Origin of the sequence: Sorangium sp. So ce887, from assembly GCF_051521455.1 — a bacterium.
In the GTDB taxonomy this organism is placed as follows: Bacteria; Myxococcota_A; Polyangia; order Polyangiales; family Polyangiaceae; genus Sorangium.
In genome coordinates, this window is record NZ_CP150354.1 from 7,977,449 (window position 1) to 7,992,686 (window position 15,238).

At 71.4% G+C, this 15,238-nt stretch carries 15 protein-coding genes; 8 read left to right on the forward strand and 7 right to left on the reverse strand.

The window, feature by feature from the left end; translation table 11 throughout:
* Window positions 1-28 precede the first annotated feature (28 nt).
* Complete coding sequence (gene plsY, locus WMF36_RS29385) at window positions 29-679, forward strand: glycerol-3-phosphate 1-O-acyltransferase PlsY (RefSeq protein ID WP_437574087.1); 651 nt, start codon at window positions 29-31, stop codon at window positions 677-679.
* Between the two features lie 36 nt (window positions 680-715).
* Here plsY and WMF36_RS29390 read toward each other — a convergent pair whose 3' ends face one another.
* Window positions 716-1,813 (reverse strand): metallophosphoesterase, encoded by a 1,098-nt coding sequence (locus WMF36_RS29390; protein WP_437574088.1) that lies wholly within the window; start codon window positions 1,811-1,813, stop codon window positions 716-718.
* Between the two features lie 295 nt (window positions 1,814-2,108).
* On the opposite strand from WMF36_RS29390, the gene WMF36_RS29395 reads away from it, so the two are divergent.
* A complete protein-coding gene (locus WMF36_RS29395) occupies window positions 2,109-2,552 on the forward strand; it encodes a hypothetical protein (RefSeq protein WP_437574089.1) in 444 nt (147 codons plus the stop codon).
* Between the two features lie 64 nt (window positions 2,553-2,616).
* Entirely contained in the window at window positions 2,617-3,390 is a 774-nt protein-coding gene (locus WMF36_RS29400) for a class I SAM-dependent methyltransferase (protein WP_437574090.1), read from the forward strand.
* A 105-nt stretch (window positions 3,391-3,495) separates the two neighbouring features.
* Here the strand turns inward: WMF36_RS29400 and WMF36_RS29405 are convergent, their stop codons facing one another.
* From WMF36_RS29405 to WMF36_RS29430, 6 genes are all read right to left on the reverse strand, one after another.
* On the reverse strand, window positions 3,496-4,671 hold the full coding sequence (locus tag WMF36_RS29405) for a glycosyl hydrolase family 8 (protein ID WP_437574091.1): 1,176 nt from the start codon (window positions 4,669-4,671) through the stop codon (window positions 3,496-3,498).
* Between the two features lie 106 nt (window positions 4,672-4,777).
* On the reverse strand, window positions 4,778-5,563 hold the full coding sequence (locus tag WMF36_RS29410; protein ID WP_437574092.1) for a hypothetical protein: 786 nt from the start codon (window positions 5,561-5,563) through the stop codon (window positions 4,778-4,780).
* Window positions 5,560-6,162: an RNA polymerase sigma factor gene (locus tag WMF36_RS29415; protein ID WP_437574093.1), complete on the reverse strand. Its 603-nt coding sequence runs from the start codon at window positions 6,160-6,162 to the stop codon at window positions 5,560-5,562. The genes WMF36_RS29410 and WMF36_RS29415 overlap by 4 nt, the downstream gene beginning before the upstream one ends.
* A 190-nt stretch (window positions 6,163-6,352) precedes the next feature.
* Window positions 6,353-7,327: a hypothetical protein gene (locus tag WMF36_RS29420; protein ID WP_437574094.1), complete on the reverse strand. Its 975-nt coding sequence runs from the start codon at window positions 7,325-7,327 to the stop codon at window positions 6,353-6,355.
* Between the two features lie 146 nt (window positions 7,328-7,473).
* The gene (locus WMF36_RS29425) at window positions 7,474-8,121 is read right to left on the reverse strand and encodes an HAD family hydrolase (protein WP_437574095.1); all 648 of its coding nucleotides are present in this window, start codon (window positions 8,119-8,121) and stop codon (window positions 7,474-7,476) included.
* A 58-nt stretch (window positions 8,122-8,179) separates the two neighbouring features.
* On the reverse strand, window positions 8,180-9,016 hold the full coding sequence (locus tag WMF36_RS29430; RefSeq protein WP_437574096.1) for a hypothetical protein: 837 nt from the start codon (window positions 9,014-9,016) through the stop codon (window positions 8,180-8,182).
* Window positions 9,017-9,423: 407 nt separating this feature from the next.
* On the opposite strand from WMF36_RS29430, the gene WMF36_RS29435 reads away from it, so the two are divergent.
* The 5 genes from WMF36_RS29435 to WMF36_RS29455 all read left to right on the forward strand — a co-directional run bounded on the left by WMF36_RS29435 (window position 9,424) and on the right by WMF36_RS29455 (window position 15,215).
* Window positions 9,424-9,555 (forward strand): hypothetical protein, encoded by a 132-nt coding sequence (locus tag WMF36_RS29435; RefSeq protein ID WP_437574097.1) that lies wholly within the window; start codon window positions 9,424-9,426, stop codon window positions 9,553-9,555.
* Window positions 9,556-9,946: 391 nt separating this feature from the next.
* A complete protein-coding gene (locus WMF36_RS29440) occupies window positions 9,947-10,729 on the forward strand; it encodes an ABC transporter permease (protein WP_437574098.1) in 783 nt (260 codons plus the stop codon).
* A complete protein-coding gene (locus tag WMF36_RS29445; RefSeq protein ID WP_437574099.1) occupies window positions 10,729-11,820 on the forward strand; it encodes an ABC transporter substrate-binding protein in 1,092 nt (363 codons plus the stop codon). The genes WMF36_RS29440 and WMF36_RS29445 overlap by 1 nt, the downstream gene beginning before the upstream one ends.
* A 132-nt stretch (window positions 11,821-11,952) precedes the next feature.
* Window positions 11,953-13,533, forward strand: coding sequence for a hypothetical protein (locus tag WMF36_RS29450; protein WP_437574100.1), 1,581 nt, complete (start codon window positions 11,953-11,955; stop codon window positions 13,531-13,533).
* Between the two features lie 560 nt (window positions 13,534-14,093).
* The gene (locus WMF36_RS29455; protein ID WP_437574101.1) at window positions 14,094-15,215 is read left to right on the forward strand and encodes an SMP-30/gluconolactonase/LRE family protein; all 1,122 of its coding nucleotides are present in this window, start codon (window positions 14,094-14,096) and stop codon (window positions 15,213-15,215) included.
* Window positions 15,216-15,238 lie beyond the last annotated feature (23 nt).

Here is a 15,238-nt window from a genome sequence, read left to right on the forward strand (position 1 = left end):
GCCGTGCGCTCGGACACGGAGGCGCCCGATGACAGCAATCTACCTCGTCCTTGCCTACCTCCTCGGAGCGATCCCGACAGGCTACCTCTTTGCGCGGTTCGTCAAAGGGATCGACATCCGCACGGTGGGCTCAGGGAACATCGGCGCCACGAACGTCCTGCGCGCGTTCGGCTGGAGACCCGGCCTGGCCGTCATGGCCGCGGACGTGGCGAAGGGCGCGCTCGCCGCCGGTCCCCTCGCGTCGTGGCTCGCCGCCGCGCCGGGCGGGTGGGTCGCGGCGGCGGGCGGCCTCACCGCGGTGCTGGGCCACGACTACACGGTCTTCCTCGGGATGAGGGGCGGCAAGGGCGTCGCGACGTCCTGCGGTGTGCTGCTCGTGCTGGCGCCGCGCTCCACGCTCGCCACCCTCGCCGTCTTCGCGGTCGTCGTGCGGGCGACCCGCACGGTCTCGGCGGGCTCCCTCGCCGGCGCGCTCGTCCTGCCGGCGTTCCTCTGGCTCCTCGACGAGCGGGACACCCCGGTCCTCTGCCTCTCGCTCCTCCTCTGCGCGTTCATCTGGCTGAAGCACACCCCGAACATCCGGCGGATCATCGCGGGCACCGAGAGCACGATCTCCTTCGGGAAGCGGACCGACGGCGGCGCGAGCGCCGGCGCGCCGCGCGACGACGAGCGGCGCTGACGCCGCAGGCCGGCCGGGGCCGCGGGCCTCGTCAGCTCACTTGGCGATCGTCTTCGCGTAGAGGACCGCGCCTTGCTTGTCGATGAACTCGAAGCGCAGCGTGGTCCCCTCGGACTCCAGGTAGGCGAAGCCCTCGGTCCCGTCCGTGTAGAAGAGCTGCCCCGGCTCCCTCGGGACCGAGGCCGACGCTCGGCGGATCTTCGAGCCGGCGCCGCTGACGGCGAAATAGGTGCCCGGACACCGCCCGTCGCGCCCCTTGTCGATGAGCTCTAGATTGTGGTCGTGGCCGCTCATGTACATGTCGGCCCCGCAGTAGATCGCGCGCTGCATGTCGAACATCCCGTTCAGCCCGAACTGTTGATTGTCGGCGGCGTGCGCTCCCGACGTGAAGCGGGGGTGATGGCCAAAGACGATCTTCCACCGGGCGTCCGAGGCGGCGACCCGCGCGCTCATGTCGAGCGCTTGCTCATCGGAGGTGAAGTCGACGGTATCGATCCCGAAGAGATGGACGTGCCCGACGCGAACATCGTAGTACGCAGCGGGCATGTGCCATTTGTCGGTCATCCGCGTACCCGGCCCGTCGCCCGGCGGCAGCAGCGAATAATCGATCTGCGCTTGCCGCACGCCGTTGCTGCTGGGGCCGTGATCGTGGTTGCCGAGGACTGCGTAGAACGGGAGGCCGTTCAGGCCCGGCCGATCGTAGGGTTGCTCGAACTTCGGGCCCCACTGCGCGTCGCTGGTGTCGACCACGCCGTGATCGTAAAAGTTGTCGCCGTTCATCATCACGGCGTGACAGCCCCCGACCTCGAGGCACTTTTCGCTCATCCGATCGGCGACCTGGTGCTGCGCGAGGTTGCCCTCGCCGGTGTCGCCGATAGCGATGATCCTGACGACTCTGAGCGGCGCGCCGACGAGCCTGGTGCCGCCCTCGCCGCCCGCTTCCGCGCCCTCACCGTGGCTCGTGGCGCTGCTCGGCGCGGCGCCGCTGCCCTCGCCCGCCGCGCCGCCCGCGCCGGTCGAGTGGCCGCCTGTTCCGGCCTGGGCTCCGCCGCCGGGAGCCGTCGCGTTGCCCGCTCCGCCGCCGCCCGCGCCGCAGGCGACGGCCGGCAACGCGGAGAGGACGAGGGCAGCCATCGCACCCGGAGCTCCGGCGAGACGACAACCTGCAAGGAGATGCGTCATCGGTGCGCATTCTAGCCAGGGCTGGCCTCCGGTGATCATCCACCAGCGCGTCCGTTCGCCATGGCGCACGAGCAAGCTCCATTTTCGCTTGACACCAGCGAGGCCTCCATTTATCGAAGTTGAACATCACTTTCAATATCAACAACGGAGCCCTCGTGAGCCCAGAGATGCCCCCTGCCCTGAGCCCGTCCCCCTGCGCACCGCTCGCCGCTTTCCCCTGGTCCGTCGCGCACCGGGCGGAGGTCTCGTGAGCTCGCGCACGCCGCTCGCCGCGGAACGCCCGCTCCGGACCGATCCCGCGCGCTTCGCAGCGCCCGAGCACGAGGAAGGCTGGCCTCCACCGCCGCACGATCCTCGCGAGCGCGAGCTCGCCCTCGTCGTCGAGGGCTGGGAGGTGCGCGTCTTCGGCGGGCGGAAGTTCGAGTACTTCGTCGCGCGCGGCTTCTGGCACCTCCAGCTCTGGCACCCGGAGGCGCGCGTCTCGGTGCTGACGCCCTCGCGGCTCACGCGCGGGCTCTACGAGGCGTATCCGATCGCGAACTGGAAGGCGCAGGCGCCCGACTACGACAGGCTCGTGACGCTCCTCGGCGGGCTGTTCGCGGCGAAGCTCCCGGAGAGGTCCGCGGTGCTGCGCCTCGAGCGCGCGTTCGTCGCCGAGGTCGTCCGAGGCAGCGGCGGGGTGCTGTCGTGACGCGCCGGCCCCCGGGGGTGCGCGCGCTCGCGCGGCCTCGTGCCCCGCGCCGCCAGGAGGGCGCATGAGCTCCACGACCGTCTCCAGGGACACGGTGCTCTCGCTGGTCGGGCGCGCCGAGGCGCGGGTGCGCTTTCCGGATCTCGACTTCGCCGATCCCTGGGCCGAGGCGATGCTGGCCTCGCTCGACGTGGATCCGGCGGGCTTCGACGCCCGCGCGCTCCGGACCTCGACGGTGCGCACCATGATCGTCGATCGGCTCGTCCGGGACTACTTCGAGCGGAACCCGTTCGGCCTCGCCATCGCGCTCAACGCCGGGCTCTGCACGCGATTCTCGCGCATCGACAACGGGACGCTCCGCTGGGTGGAGCTCGATCCGCCCCACGTGGCCGAGTTCAAGTGCGCGCATCGCCTCTGCCACGCGTCGGACCGCCACGCGATCGCGAGGTGCTGCTCGATCGCGTGCACGGGGTGGATGGATGGCCTCCGCGGCGCGGGCGACCTGCCGACGCTCCTCATCGCCGAGGGCGCCCTGGCCGGCCAGCCGCCCGAGCTCGTCGACGCCTTCTTCACGCGAGCCTCCCTGCGCCTCGCGACGGGGACGGAGCTCCTCCTCGATCATGATGCGTCGTCGCCGCTGCGGATCCCGCCGCGGCTGCGCGCCTGTCTGGAGCTCCCGACGCTGGATGGATCCGTGGCGCGCTACCCGCGACTGCGGCCGTTCGGCGGGGACGAGGCCGCGCCGGCGCTCGGGCGAGCGCTGCGCGAAGCGAGCAGGGCGGCGCGCCTGATCCAGGACGGAGCCGCGCCGTCCGTCCTCCACCTTCGCTTCGCGTGAGCCCCGCCGATCGCCATGGCGTTGCACCTGAGCCCCGATGTCGATCGTCGCGTCGCAGACCACGAACGATCCGCGCGATGGCGGCGCCGCAGGACGCGCGCCGGATCAGTACACGCGGAACTGACCGCTCAGCGTCAACAGCGAGAGCAGGTGGAGCAGCCCCGAGTAGTAGCGCGGCTGCCCCGTCGTCAGCTCGGTCGCCCACGCCGCCTCGATAAACGCGGCGCGCTCCTCGGTGGTCGCGACCAGGCCGGTGACGCCGTTCATGACGATGAGCGCAGACTCCCGTGCGCCGGCCGCCTCGCCTTCGAGCGTGTAGGACCCGACGTAGTAGTCCATGCCCTTGCTCGAGAAGAACGCCAGCAGCCGGTCGGCCTCCTCCACCTGCCACGGGTCGACCCCGAACCACACGTGGTCGAGCGCGATGTTCAGCAGCGCCCGGTAGGACTCCGAACCGAACCGCTCCGAGCCGGTCACCGGCGTGCCATCGAAGCGGACGCGCACCGGGATGAGCCCTGTGCCCGGGTGCGCGACCGCCTTCCAGTGCTCACGCGCGCGGGCCGCGGCCTCGGACCAGAACGGGTCGCCCGTGGCCTGCGCCCAGAGCTCGTAGTACGCGGGCATCGCGGCGGACGGGCGGGTGGTGTCCGCCGCGTCGACGTGCGGGACGTCGAAGACGAGCTTCGTCTCCGCGTCGAAGATGTTCGTCACGCCGTCGTCGACGCCGCCGTTCAGCGTCTCCTTGTGGCGCATCACCTCGAGCAGGGCGATCGCGTCCGCTCCATAGTCGATGGCCCCGGTGTCGCTCCCCCAGCGGCCGTGGGCGAAGAGCAGCGCCATCGCGAGCTGCTGGAGGCCGAACGGATCGGTGCACCGCACCGTTGTACCTGCCGAGGTGTCGCACCACGACCTGAAGTAGCCCTCGCTGGGGCCGGACGTGCGCTCTAGCCAGGCCTTGGCGTACCTCCAGAGCCGATCGAACTCGCTCCGCTTGTCGAGCTCGACCGTGATGATCATCCCGAAGCCGATGCCCTCGGTGCGCACCTGCTCGTGCAGGACATCCCAGATATAGGCCCGATCGGTGTTGGACAGGTCCGGGTAGAAGATCGCCTCGCTCCATGGATCGCCGTAGAAGAGCTGATTGAAGCGATCGTCGATCTTCTCCGCGATCTCCTCGTCCGTCTTGCCGAGCACGTCGCGGAGCGCGTTGGGGTACTCCGGCGGACCGGTCAGCGGGCGGAGCTCATCGCTGATCATCCGGTCGTGACCGAGCCAATCCACCGTTGTCCCACACGCGGGCAGCGCGCAGAGCGCCAGCGGGGCACACACAATGCCCGACGCTAAGCGGAACCAACGGAGGGGGGCGGGACAGCGCATGACCCGGAGTTTAATCAGTTACATAGCGCCGAACCCTGGAAGCAAGCACGCTGTTCGGATGCCGGCGCAGAAACGTCTCGGCGCGCTGCGACGCCGTGTCCGGCCGGCCGCTCTTCGCGAGCGCGTCAATCCGCAAGACCTCGGCCTCGAGCCCCATCCGGCCGCGCGGATGCTCCCTGGAGTAGGCGTCCAGGAGCGCGAGCGCGCCCTGCGCGTTGCCGCTCGCGAGCGTCGTGCGCGCCGCATCCAGCGCGCTGAGCTCCGCCTGGAGCGCCGTGCTCGAGGCCGACGGCTTCGGGGCGACCCTGGGGGCCGCGCCGCCGCTGTCGTCAGCGCGCGCCGGGGCGGGGAGCTCCTCCGGCCGAGCCTCCACGGGCGCCGCCTGGGCCGCCGCCGGGGTCGGGCGCGGCGTGGCCCGTGCAATCGGGTCCGCGAGCGCGTCCGCGAGCGCGCCGCCGAAGCGGTGGACCGCGACGGGCTCCGGCGCCTGTTGCCCGCGCCAGGCGAGATAGCCGGCCGGGATGCCGGCCAGCACGCCCACCGTCGAGAGCGCGACGAGGATCTTGGTCCAGCCGAGCTTCACGGCGAGCGACGAGGACGCAACGGCCGTCCCCGCCGCGGAGACCGCAGCAGGCGCGACGACGCTGGCCGACAGCGCGGCGGCGCCGGCGAGGCCCAGCGCGGCCAGCGTCTTCGCGCGCGTCTCCGGTGAAGTCTGGTACGACGCGCCGGCGCTCAGCAGCGCGCGCTCGAGCGGGCTGTCGCTCTCTTCCAGCATGCGGCGTGGTTCACTCATCGTCTTACCTCGCTCGTCCCAACGAGCTCGAGCGCGCGGACGCGCTCGCGAAAATCGGCCCTGGCCCTTCGTAGCCGAGAGGCCACGGTACCCTGCGGGATCCCCAGCACGCCGGCGATCTCCACCATGCTCATCTCCTCAAATTCGTACAGCACGAACACGGTCCGCAGGTCCGACTCCATCTGGTCGAGTACCTGGTCCAGCATCTGCCGCGCGTGTTTCTGGCTAGTAAGCTGCTCCGGTGTCGCGGCGTCCACGACCTCCGGCGGCTCGGCCGCCGGAAACTCCCGCCGGCGCGCAGCGCTGCGTCGCGCGTGGGCGGCCACGTGAAGCGCTGTCTGGAGGAGAAAACTCTTCTCAGCCCCCGGCCGGACATCGTCCAGCCGCTGGGCGGCGGCGATGAAGGTGCGCTGCACCGCATCGTCGATCTCGGCGGCGGGGGTGCCCGCGTTGCGGAGCACCCGCCCGATGAAGTCAAGATGCGCGTCCACCATCCGGCGCAGGCGCGCATCCCGTTGTCTCAAGCTCGCTGCCGAAGGTTTCACGTTCGCCGGCTCCATTTCAGGCAAAGCAGGCGATGTCAGGACTTCGGCAACCATGTTTCCACTCACCGCGAGGCGGGACATGAGACCAGGGAACAGGCGTTCCGCACGGACGACGACCGGCGGCAGTCAGCGCGGAGCAGGTGCGTCGGGTCGGGGTGGGCACCGTGCCTGCCGCACTGCTTCCTGATGCCGTCCATGTCTCATAATTCCCAGGCTGCATCGAGTTGATCACGGAAGTGCCGGCTCAGAAGCTGTGCACGATCCCGACGGCCGCCAGCGGCGAGATCACAGGCGTTTTACCGACCGTTTCCGTCGGCAAGGAAATGGTGAAGCGCCGATGAACGAGCGGCACGCTGATCCCCGCCTCGATTTCGAAGGCGGTGCCCCCGCCGAGCGACACGGCGGCGCGCGCGAGGGCCCCGGCGCTCCACCACGACCGCACGGCGGACCTCGGGTTCGACAGGTCTTCCCCCGTCGCCGTGAACCAGCCGCCGGTGGCCACGACACACGGCTCCGCGCTGACGATGTCGGCGATCTGCCAGCGCAGCGGGCAGGCGGTGAGCGCAGCGGCCGTCCAGTGGATCAGGGCGTTGTCGGTGCCCTGCAGGATGTCGTTTCGGGCGTAGGTCAGCGAGAGGCCGAGTGAAGGGCTCAGCGCGCTGTCCGTGTGCAAGGTCGCCCGGGCGACGAGCGCGCCGCCCAGGCTCGCGTAGGGCGAGACGACCTGCGTCACAAGGGCCTGCGCTCCGAGCCCGAACGTGAACGGCAGCCCCTGGCGCGGGGCCTCGGGCGGCGGCGGGGGCGGCGCAGGCGGCGGCGGGGGCGGCGGGGGCGGCGGCAAGGGCGCGGTCTCCTCGGCCACCTCGTCGAGCGCGAGCGCCGCGGTGAGCGAGAGCGCCTGGACCACGACCTCGCACGACATGGCCTCGACGGTGCGGGTGTCCGTCGCGCCGCGCTCGTGGATCACGCGCAGCTCGCCGTGGACCCTGGACCCGACGCGCATCAGCCGCACGCGAACTTCCCAGCCGCCCTCTCTGTCCTCCGCCTGCCGCACGCGATCCGATCGGGCGCGGATGCCGTCGTAGAGATCGTCGACCGTCGCGCAGTCCGCCGGCGCGTCGAAGTCGATGCGAATGGGGATCGGCGTCGGCGCCGCGGTGGCCGAGGACCAGCCGAGGACGACGAGCTCGATGAACGAGATGCCGTCACCGGAAGCCACGGGCGCGAAGGTGCCACGAACCGCTCGCAAACCGCCAGACGCTCATGCAGTCCCCGGCTGGGCCGTGCAAAAATCCACGCGGCGACGCGGTGCGGTGGGGGTGAGCGGGCAAGCGCTGTGAGCCAGCTCATCGCCCGAGCCTGAGATCACGCTCGATCTCCCTCGAGGCGCTCGAGCACCTCGCGCAGCGAGCCGAGCTCCTCGTCCGCGCCGGTGAAGTCCGACAGCGCGGTGAGCGGCGACGGGACGACCCAGCACGCGAGGCCCGCCGCCTTGGCCGACCGGAGCCCGCGCTCGGAGTCCTCGATGACGAGGACATCCTGCGCGGCGAGCCCTAGCCGCTCGCAGGCGACCCGGTACGGCTCGGGATCCGGCTTGGCGCGCGCGTACTGATCCCGCGTGAGCGCGAACTCGAACCACGCGAGGAGGCCCGTCATCGCGTGCGCGCGGTGGAACGGCTCGGGCTTGCTGCTCGTGACGATGGCCATGCGGAAGCGCGCGGCGAGCGTCGCGACGATCTCACGCACGCCGGGCAACAGGATGTCTCCGCCCGCGATGAGCTCGAGATACCGGCGGTCCCTCTCGTCGGCCAGCCGCCGCACCGCCGCCTCATCGACCCCGCGCGCGCTGGCGAGGTGCCAGGCGCCGCGCGCCTCGACGAGGAACAGCTGGCGGTAGTCCTCGACGGTGAGCTCGACGCCGACCGACGCGATCGTCTCGCGCGTCGCCTGGAAGTAGAGCCCTTCCGTGTCGACGAGGACGCCGTCGTTGTCCCAGAGGATGGCCTTGAACACGCGGGGCGTTCCTAGCGCCGCCCCTCCAGGCCGGCAAGCGAGCCTCGCGGAGCGGGCGCTACCCCTCGATGAGCCGCCGCTCGGCGAGGATGCGCCCGCGGGCGAGGGCGAAGACGGGCAGGATCGCGGCGCCCGTGGCGAGGACGAGGAGCGGCGGGAGGACGAGGATCCCGCCCGGCAAGAGGCTCGCGAGCGTCGCGTAGCCGAGCGCGCGGACGGCGCCCTTGGGAGCGCCGGCGGCGAGATCGCGCGTCGACGCCTCGTGGATCGCTCGCGCGTGGCGGAAGGCGAGGTACGCCATGAGGGCGTGCACGTGGCCCACGAGGACCAGGGAGGCGCGCACCCAGCTGTCGAAGTCCTCGGTCAGGCCGCTCAACGTGGCGTACCAGCCCTCGAAGCAGCAGTAGATCACGAAGTGCAGCGTGAGCGGCGCGAGCGCCACGAAGCCGGCGAGCGGGAGCGCGACGCTGCGGCGCTCCTCTGCGTCGATCATGCCGCGCACGCGCGCCTCGGGCGCCGCGGCCTCGATCCGCGCGCGGTCCGCGTGCACATCGCCGCTCCGCTGGATCTCGCGGGAGAGCGCGCGCCGGAGCCTCCCGTCGGCGAGCTCCCGGCCCGCGACGCCGGCGAGCGCGGACGTCGCCCACGCGGCGAGGAGCGCGGTCGTGGCGGCGCCGTCGTCGAGGACGCCGAGCAGGGGGGGCGCGGCCGCGGCCAGGATCACGAGGACCGCGCCGCCGAGGGCGACCTGGCCGGCCAGCGTTCGGGCGACGCGGCGACCGTACAGGCGACGGAGGGACTCCGGGATGGCGTCGACCTGCTCGCGGTGGCGCGCGAGGAGCGACTCGATATGTAGACGGGCAACGTCCTCATCGTTTCGGTACGTGGCTCTCATGACAGGTTCCCCTCGGGCCCGGTGAACCCGGTAAACGCCGGCAGACCACGGCGGTTTCCCGGTGCCCTTCGCTCAGACTGTTCAGCAAGCCCGGTGCCGGGTCAAAGACCCTTGTTTTCAGGCACATTCCGGAGACCGTAGCCCCGCCGGCGCCCAGCCGGTGGGCGGCCGGCGTCCACGCCGTGGACACCTCCGGCAGCCGCGCATCGCCCGGAGGAAGCAGGCGGCCATGCTGAAGGCCCCACCGTCTCCCGGCCGTCCTGCTTCTCCGTGGGCGAGCGAAGGCAGCGAGACGGCAAGACGCGCGCGATCGCGAAACACAAAGTTCGTGACTACGCCACCGGAGTTGGTGCTACCCTCGAGGAAGGTGGATTTTTTACCAACGCGTCCACCGAGGCGGTGCTCCCATGGGTGACAAATCTCCGAAGGCCAAAGATCGACAGAAGAAGCAGGACACGGCGGACAAGAACCAGAAGAAAGCAGCCGCGGCAGCCAAGGCGTCGCCGGCTCCGGCCGCGCCCGCCAAGAAGGGCAAGTAGTCGGGCCGTGAGGCGCCGCGCTCGGCGCGGTTCACGCCCCACCTCGACAAGACCCCCTCTCGCCCAAGCCCACCCTCCGCCCGCCGTCGCGGGTGTTCCGGACGCATAGAGATCCACCGCGGTCAGGCACCGGCCGCGCGATGCGTCGCTCTCCACCCCATCTCTCATCGAGCGCGCAGGGTTCTCGACGCGGCTCCTCCGTGCTCGCAACCCCCCTGTGCTCTCGGCCTCTCCGCCTTCTGCGGCGCGATGCGCCGAATCGCTCTCCTCGCGGCGCGCTCGAGCCGTCGTCCTTGCGCATGGCCTCGCGCGCCGCGCCCGCGCGCCGGCCTGGCTTCTTCCGCCGCGCCCTCTTCCTGGCGCGGCGGCGTCGCGCTATGAGGCTCGAGCCGTGCGACCGACTCTGCTCCAGGCCGTGGCGCCGCCGCTCGTCGCGCTCGTGCTCTTGCTCGCGCTCTGGGAGGTGCTCGCCCGCGCGCTCGACATCCCCGCCTATCTCCTGCCGCCCCCCTCGGACGTGGCGCGGGCCGGCGCGAGGGACGCCGCCACCCTGCTCGCCGGCGCCCTCACCACCGCGAAGGCGGCGCTCGCCGGCTTCTGCCTCAGCGCCGCGGTCGGCGTGCTCGCCGCCATCGCGCTCGCCTCGTCGCGCCCGCTCGAGAGGGCGCTCTATCCCTATACCGTCTTCCTGCAGACCGTCCCGATCGTCGCCATTGCCCCGCTGCTCGTGCTCTGGTGCGGCCCCGGCCTGCGCGCGGTCACGGTCTCGGCGTTCATCGTCTCCGTGTTCCCGGTCATCGCGAACACGCTCACCGGCCTGCGCTCCGTCGAGCCCGCGCTGCGCGATCTCTTCCGGCTCTACGGCGCCCGCCGCTTCGCCACGCTCCGCAAGCTCGAGCTGCCCTCGGCGCTCCCCCACATCGTGACCGGGCTCCGGATCGCGGCGGGCCTCGCCGTCATCGGCGCCATCGTCGGGGAGTTCGTCGCCGGCTTCTCGGAGGACGCCGCCGGCCTCGGCATCCTGGTCCTGTCCGCCTACCGCCAGCTGCGCACGGATCTGCTCTTCGCCGCCGTGCTGCTCGCCTCCGCGCTCGGCCTCGCCCTGTTCGGCGCCGTCGACCTCGCCGGCAAGCGGCTCTTGCGGCGCTGGCATCCTTCGGAGATCAATCGCTGATGCACTCCCGTGACAGTCGTCGGCTGGTCCTCCAGCGCCTCGCCTCCCTCATCGCCGTCCCCCTCTTCGCCCCGGCGTGCTCGCGGTCGCCGGAAGGCGATGGGCGCTCATCGGCCCCCTCCCCTCAGGGAAGCGCGCCGGCCGCGCCGGCCCAGGGCGCGCCGGCCGCGGCCCAGGGCGCGCCGGCCGCGCCGGCCCAGGGCGCGCCGGCCGCGAAGGTGAAGCTCGCGCTCAACTGGGTCCCGGAGCCCGAGTTCGGCGGGTTCTACGCGGCGCGCGAGGCCGGCGCGTTCGCGAAGGAGGGGCTCGAGGTCGAGATCCTCGGCGGCGGCGCCGGCGTGCCGGTCGTCCAGATGGTGGCCGGCGGGCAGGTCGATTTCGGCCTCTCCGGCGCCGACGAGGTGCTCACCGCCCGCGCCCGCGGGGCCGACGTGCTCCCCCTCTTCGCCGTGTTCCAGACCTCGCCGCAGGCCATCATGACCCACGAGAGCCGCGGCGCGAAGGGCATCGCCGACATCCTCGCGTCGGGCGGCACGCTCGCGATCGAGCCGGGGCTGCCTTACGCGGCGTACCTCAAGAAGAAGTACGGGTTCAGCAAGGTGAAGGTCGTCCCGTACGACGGCGGCGTCGCCCGCTTCGTCGCCGACAAGGACTTCTCGCAGCAGTGCTTCATCACCGCCGAGCCGATCGCGGCCAAGCGCAAGGGGAGCGATCCCGCCGCGTTCCTCGTGGCCAGCGAGGGGTTCAACCCGTATGTGGTGGTCGTGATCACGCGCGCGGCGCTCTGGAAGGAGAACCCGGAGCGCGTCCGCGCGTTCATCCGCGCCACGCGGGAGGGCTGGCGCGCGTACCTGCACGATCCGAAGCGCGCCAACGAGGTCATGGCCCCGCTCAACACCGCGATGGACGCGGAGACCTTCGTCGCCGCGGCGGAGGCGCAGCGGCCGCTCATCGAGACCCCCGAGACCCGGGAGAAGGGCCTCGGCGTGATGACCCGCGAACGCTGGGAGACGCTCGCGAAGCAGCTCGTGGACCTCGGCGTGCTCGAGAAGGTGCCGCCGATCGACGATCTGCTCGTCGCCGCGCGCTGATCGGAGCGGCAGGCCGGCCGGCGCGCAGCGCGAGGCGAGATCTCGGCCCTCGACTTCGTCTAGAATGCTGCACGCGCGCGCGTCGCGCCCCCACGGCGCTGCCGCGCCACAACGCAAGGGAAAGCGCCCTCCATGGCTTCCACGCATCGACCTCGGGCCAGCCGGCTCCCGTCCGCCTCGCTGCCCCTCGCGGCGGCGTACGTGCCTGCCGCTGTCGTCGTCGCCGTCGCCGTCGCCTCCGGGGCGTGCGGCAAGGAGTTCACGGCGCGCCCGTCCGACATGTCGACGAGCTCCAGCACCGGCGGCGGCAGCGGCAGCGGCAGCGGCAGCGGCGGCGGCAGCGGCGGCAGCGGCGGCGGGTGCCCCGGCGGCGGCGAGGTGTGCGGCGACACGTGCGTCGATACGACGACCGACGCGGAGCACTGCGGCGCGTGCGACGTCGTCTGCTCGGCCTTCGGCGGCCGGCCGAGCTGCCTCGACGGCGTCTGCCAGTCGCCGGAGTGCGAGGAGAACCGCGGCAGCTGCGACAAGGACCCCGAGAACGGCTGCGAGGTGGATCTCCTCACGAGCCTCTCGCACTGCGGCAGCTGCGACAACCCCTGCAGCGGCCAGTGCGTGCAGGGTGCCTGCGTCGTGCCCCGGCACATCTCGGCCGGCACCGATTACACCTGCGCGGTGCTCAGCGACAGCACGGTCTGGTGCTGGGGCAGGAACACCTGGGGCAACATCGGCGACGGCACGCTGCAGCAGGATCGGCCGATCCCGAGGCAGGTCATCGGCCTCGGCGGCGGCGCCGTCAAGGTCGCGACGAGCATCTCGTCGGCGCGGTCGCACACCTGCGCGGTGCTGACCGACGGCGCCGTGGCGTGCTGGGGCGCAGGCAACAGCGGGCAGCTCGGCGACGGCGAGGCGACGAACTCCCTCTCTCCCGTGCGCGCCAAGGAGCTCGCGGGCGCGACCCAGGTCGCCGCCGGCGGGAACCACACCTGCGCGGTGACGGCGTCGCACGATCTCTTTTGCTGGGGCGAAGGCAGCTCCGGCCAGCTCGGTTACGGCGACGAGGCCGATCAGTACGTGCCCACCGTGGTCCTGGACGGCGTGGCCTCGGTGAGCGCCGGCCTCTCGCACACCTGCGCGGGCATGATCGAGCGGATGGGTGAGCGGCGGATGAGCTGCTGGGGCCACAACGAGAGCGGCCAGCTCGGCTCCGGTAGCTTCCAGCCGTCGAGCGTCCCGCTGCCCCTCCCGGGCCTCACCAGCGTCGCGCTCACGGCCGCGGGCGCCTTGCACACGTGCGCCGCGCCGGCGACCGGCGTGGCCTCCTGCTGGGGTGAGGGAGCGCAGTACCGCCTCGGGACAGGCACCGTGAACGTCGAGGCGGCGCCGCGCGAGATCCCGGATCTCGTGGACGTGAGCGGGCTCTCGCTCGGCGCGAGGCACTCCGGCGCGGTGCTGGCCAGCGGCGACGTGCTCCTGTGGGGCGACAACACGAAGGGGCAGCTCGGCAACGGCACGCAGGATCCATTCATCCTCCCGCAGCCGCTCGGGCTGACCGACGTTGTCGAGCTGGCCCTCGGATCGGACCACAGCTGCGCGCTCAGGCGCACGGGCGAGATGCTCTGCTGGGGAGACAACAGGAACGGCGAGCTGGGCGACGGGACCGTGGAGCCGCGGCTCGTGCCGACGCCCGTCGCCTGGCCGGCGCGGCCGTAGACGCGGGGTCCGGCGGGCGAGACGTCGAGGCCAGCGCGGCGCGCTGGGTGTCGCCCGCCGGCATCGACGCGACCTGGATCCTGCGCAATCCCGACAAGCTGGCCACGCTCGGGGCGGCGCTCCCGCTGCTCCCGTCACACCGCCTGCCCGACGCAGCTGCGTGATCGACGCCGGCGCGTCGCGCCGAGCCCGCGCCGACAAGACATTGCTTGGTGCGCGGATCAATCACATTCGATCACAGGACGACACGCGCCTGTTAGCCACTCATGTCAACACGTGGTAACACGTGGTTCAGCGGGGGCGCAAACGCACAAGTACGCAGATTCAATCATAGTAAAGACAGGAACCTGTCCGCGTCGCGCAGCCGCCTCGCCGCGACTTCATGAGTGAAGGAAATTTATCTCGACAGCCGATTGGCTCATCGACATATACTCCAGCCATCATGGACGCGTCTTCGGCTTGACAAAGCCGGGCCGATCGCGCCTTCGCTTCTCGATGGCGTTCATTTCGACAACCCCGGTCCGTGGACCACGGACCCAGGAGGGAGCATGTCGCATTTCGTGCAGTCAAAACTATCGCGCTCGAGCAGAACGGGGCTTGTTTGCGGCGCGCTGACGCTGCTTTCCATCGCGTCGGCGCTGGTCGCAGATTCGGCCCGGGCGCACGGGGAATGGCACGGCCAGATCAAGACGTTCGCGACGTTCCCGGCGTCTCCCGGGTTCCCTGAGGGGATCGCGGTCGATGGCAATCGGGTCTTCGTGTCTGGCCCGGCGACGTTCGGCACCGCGGGTCGGGGGCCGTCGAAGATCTTCGTTCACGACAGGGACAGCAAGGTCCTGAAGGGCACGATCACGGTGGCGGGCGAGGCCCTCGGCGCGGAGCATGCGCTGAGCTGCATCGCGGTCGACGGCCAGGGCCGTGTCTATGCGCTCAGCACGCAGCTAGGACTGCTGCGCTTCACCAAGACTGGACACGGATATGTCCAGGAGACCTACGGCGCTCCGCTGCCGGATCTGCCGGCGTGCGTGGCGGCCGCGCCGGGAGAGGCGTGCTCGCCGACGCCCTTCGAGGTGCCGCCGATCCCGAACGACATCGTCTTCGACGAGGATGGCTATGCCTATGTGACCGACTCGTTCCAGGCGACGATCTTCCGCTATGCGCCCGGGGGCGGCGCGCCGCAGATCTGGTTTCAGAGCCAGGCGCTCTCCGGAGGGGGTCCCCTGCCGTTCGGCGCGAACGGGATCAGGCTCGATCCGCTGCGGGAGCACGTCTATGTGTCGGTGACCTTCTCCCTGTCGGATCCGGGCCTCGGGTCCATCTACCGGCTCCCCTTGGTCGACGCCCCCGAGGAGGCCGATCTGGAGCGGGTCCACGACTACACCGCCGGCGAGGCGCCCGACGGGTTCGCGTTCGGCAAATCGGGGAAGCTCTATGTCACGCTCGCCGCGGCCAACGCCATCTCGGTCCTCGACGAGCACGGGGTCGAGGAGACGCGCATCGAGAGCTCGCCCGGAGACGAGATGCCCCTCGACGCGCCCGCCAACGTCGCCTTCAACGACTCGGCGAAGACGCTGCTCATCGTGAACCACGCGCTCCTCAGCGGGAACCCGGACCACTTCGGGGTGCTGAGGGTGTGGGTCGGCGACAAGGCAGATCCGCTGGAGAAGCCGTGGCTTCCCTGAGGCGAGGCGGGTAGCCCGCGAGC

What these genes read in the sequence shown, in the direction of transcription:
- WMF36_RS29450 (WP_437574100.1), top strand. Translation starts at nt 11,953, where the DNA reads ATGGCTTCCACGCATCGACCTCGGGCCAGCCGGCTCCCGTCCGCCTCG.
- WMF36_RS29410 (WP_437574092.1), bottom strand. Translation starts at nt 5,563, where the DNA reads ATGAGTGAACCACGCCGCATGCTGGAAGAGAGCGACAGCCCGCTCGAG.
- plsY (WP_437574087.1), top strand. Translation starts at nt 29, where the DNA reads ATGACAGCAATCTACCTCGTCCTTGCCTACCTCCTCGGAGCGATCCCG.
- WMF36_RS29390 (WP_437574088.1), bottom strand. Translation starts at nt 1,813, where the DNA reads ATGGCTGCCCTCGTCCTCTCCGCGTTGCCGGCCGTCGCCTGCGGCGCG.
- WMF36_RS29400 (WP_437574090.1), top strand. Translation starts at nt 2,617, where the DNA reads ATGAGCTCCACGACCGTCTCCAGGGACACGGTGCTCTCGCTGGTCGGG.
- WMF36_RS29415 (WP_437574093.1), bottom strand. Translation starts at nt 6,162, where the DNA reads ATGGTTGCCGAAGTCCTGACATCGCCTGCTTTGCCTGAAATGGAGCCG.
- WMF36_RS29445 (WP_437574099.1), top strand. Translation starts at nt 10,729, where the DNA reads ATGCACTCCCGTGACAGTCGTCGGCTGGTCCTCCAGCGCCTCGCCTCC.
- WMF36_RS29430 (WP_437574096.1), bottom strand. Translation starts at nt 9,016, where the DNA reads ATGAGAGCCACGTACCGAAACGATGAGGACGTTGCCCGTCTACATATC.
- WMF36_RS29435 (WP_437574097.1), top strand. Translation starts at nt 9,424, where the DNA reads ATGGGTGACAAATCTCCGAAGGCCAAAGATCGACAGAAGAAGCAGGAC.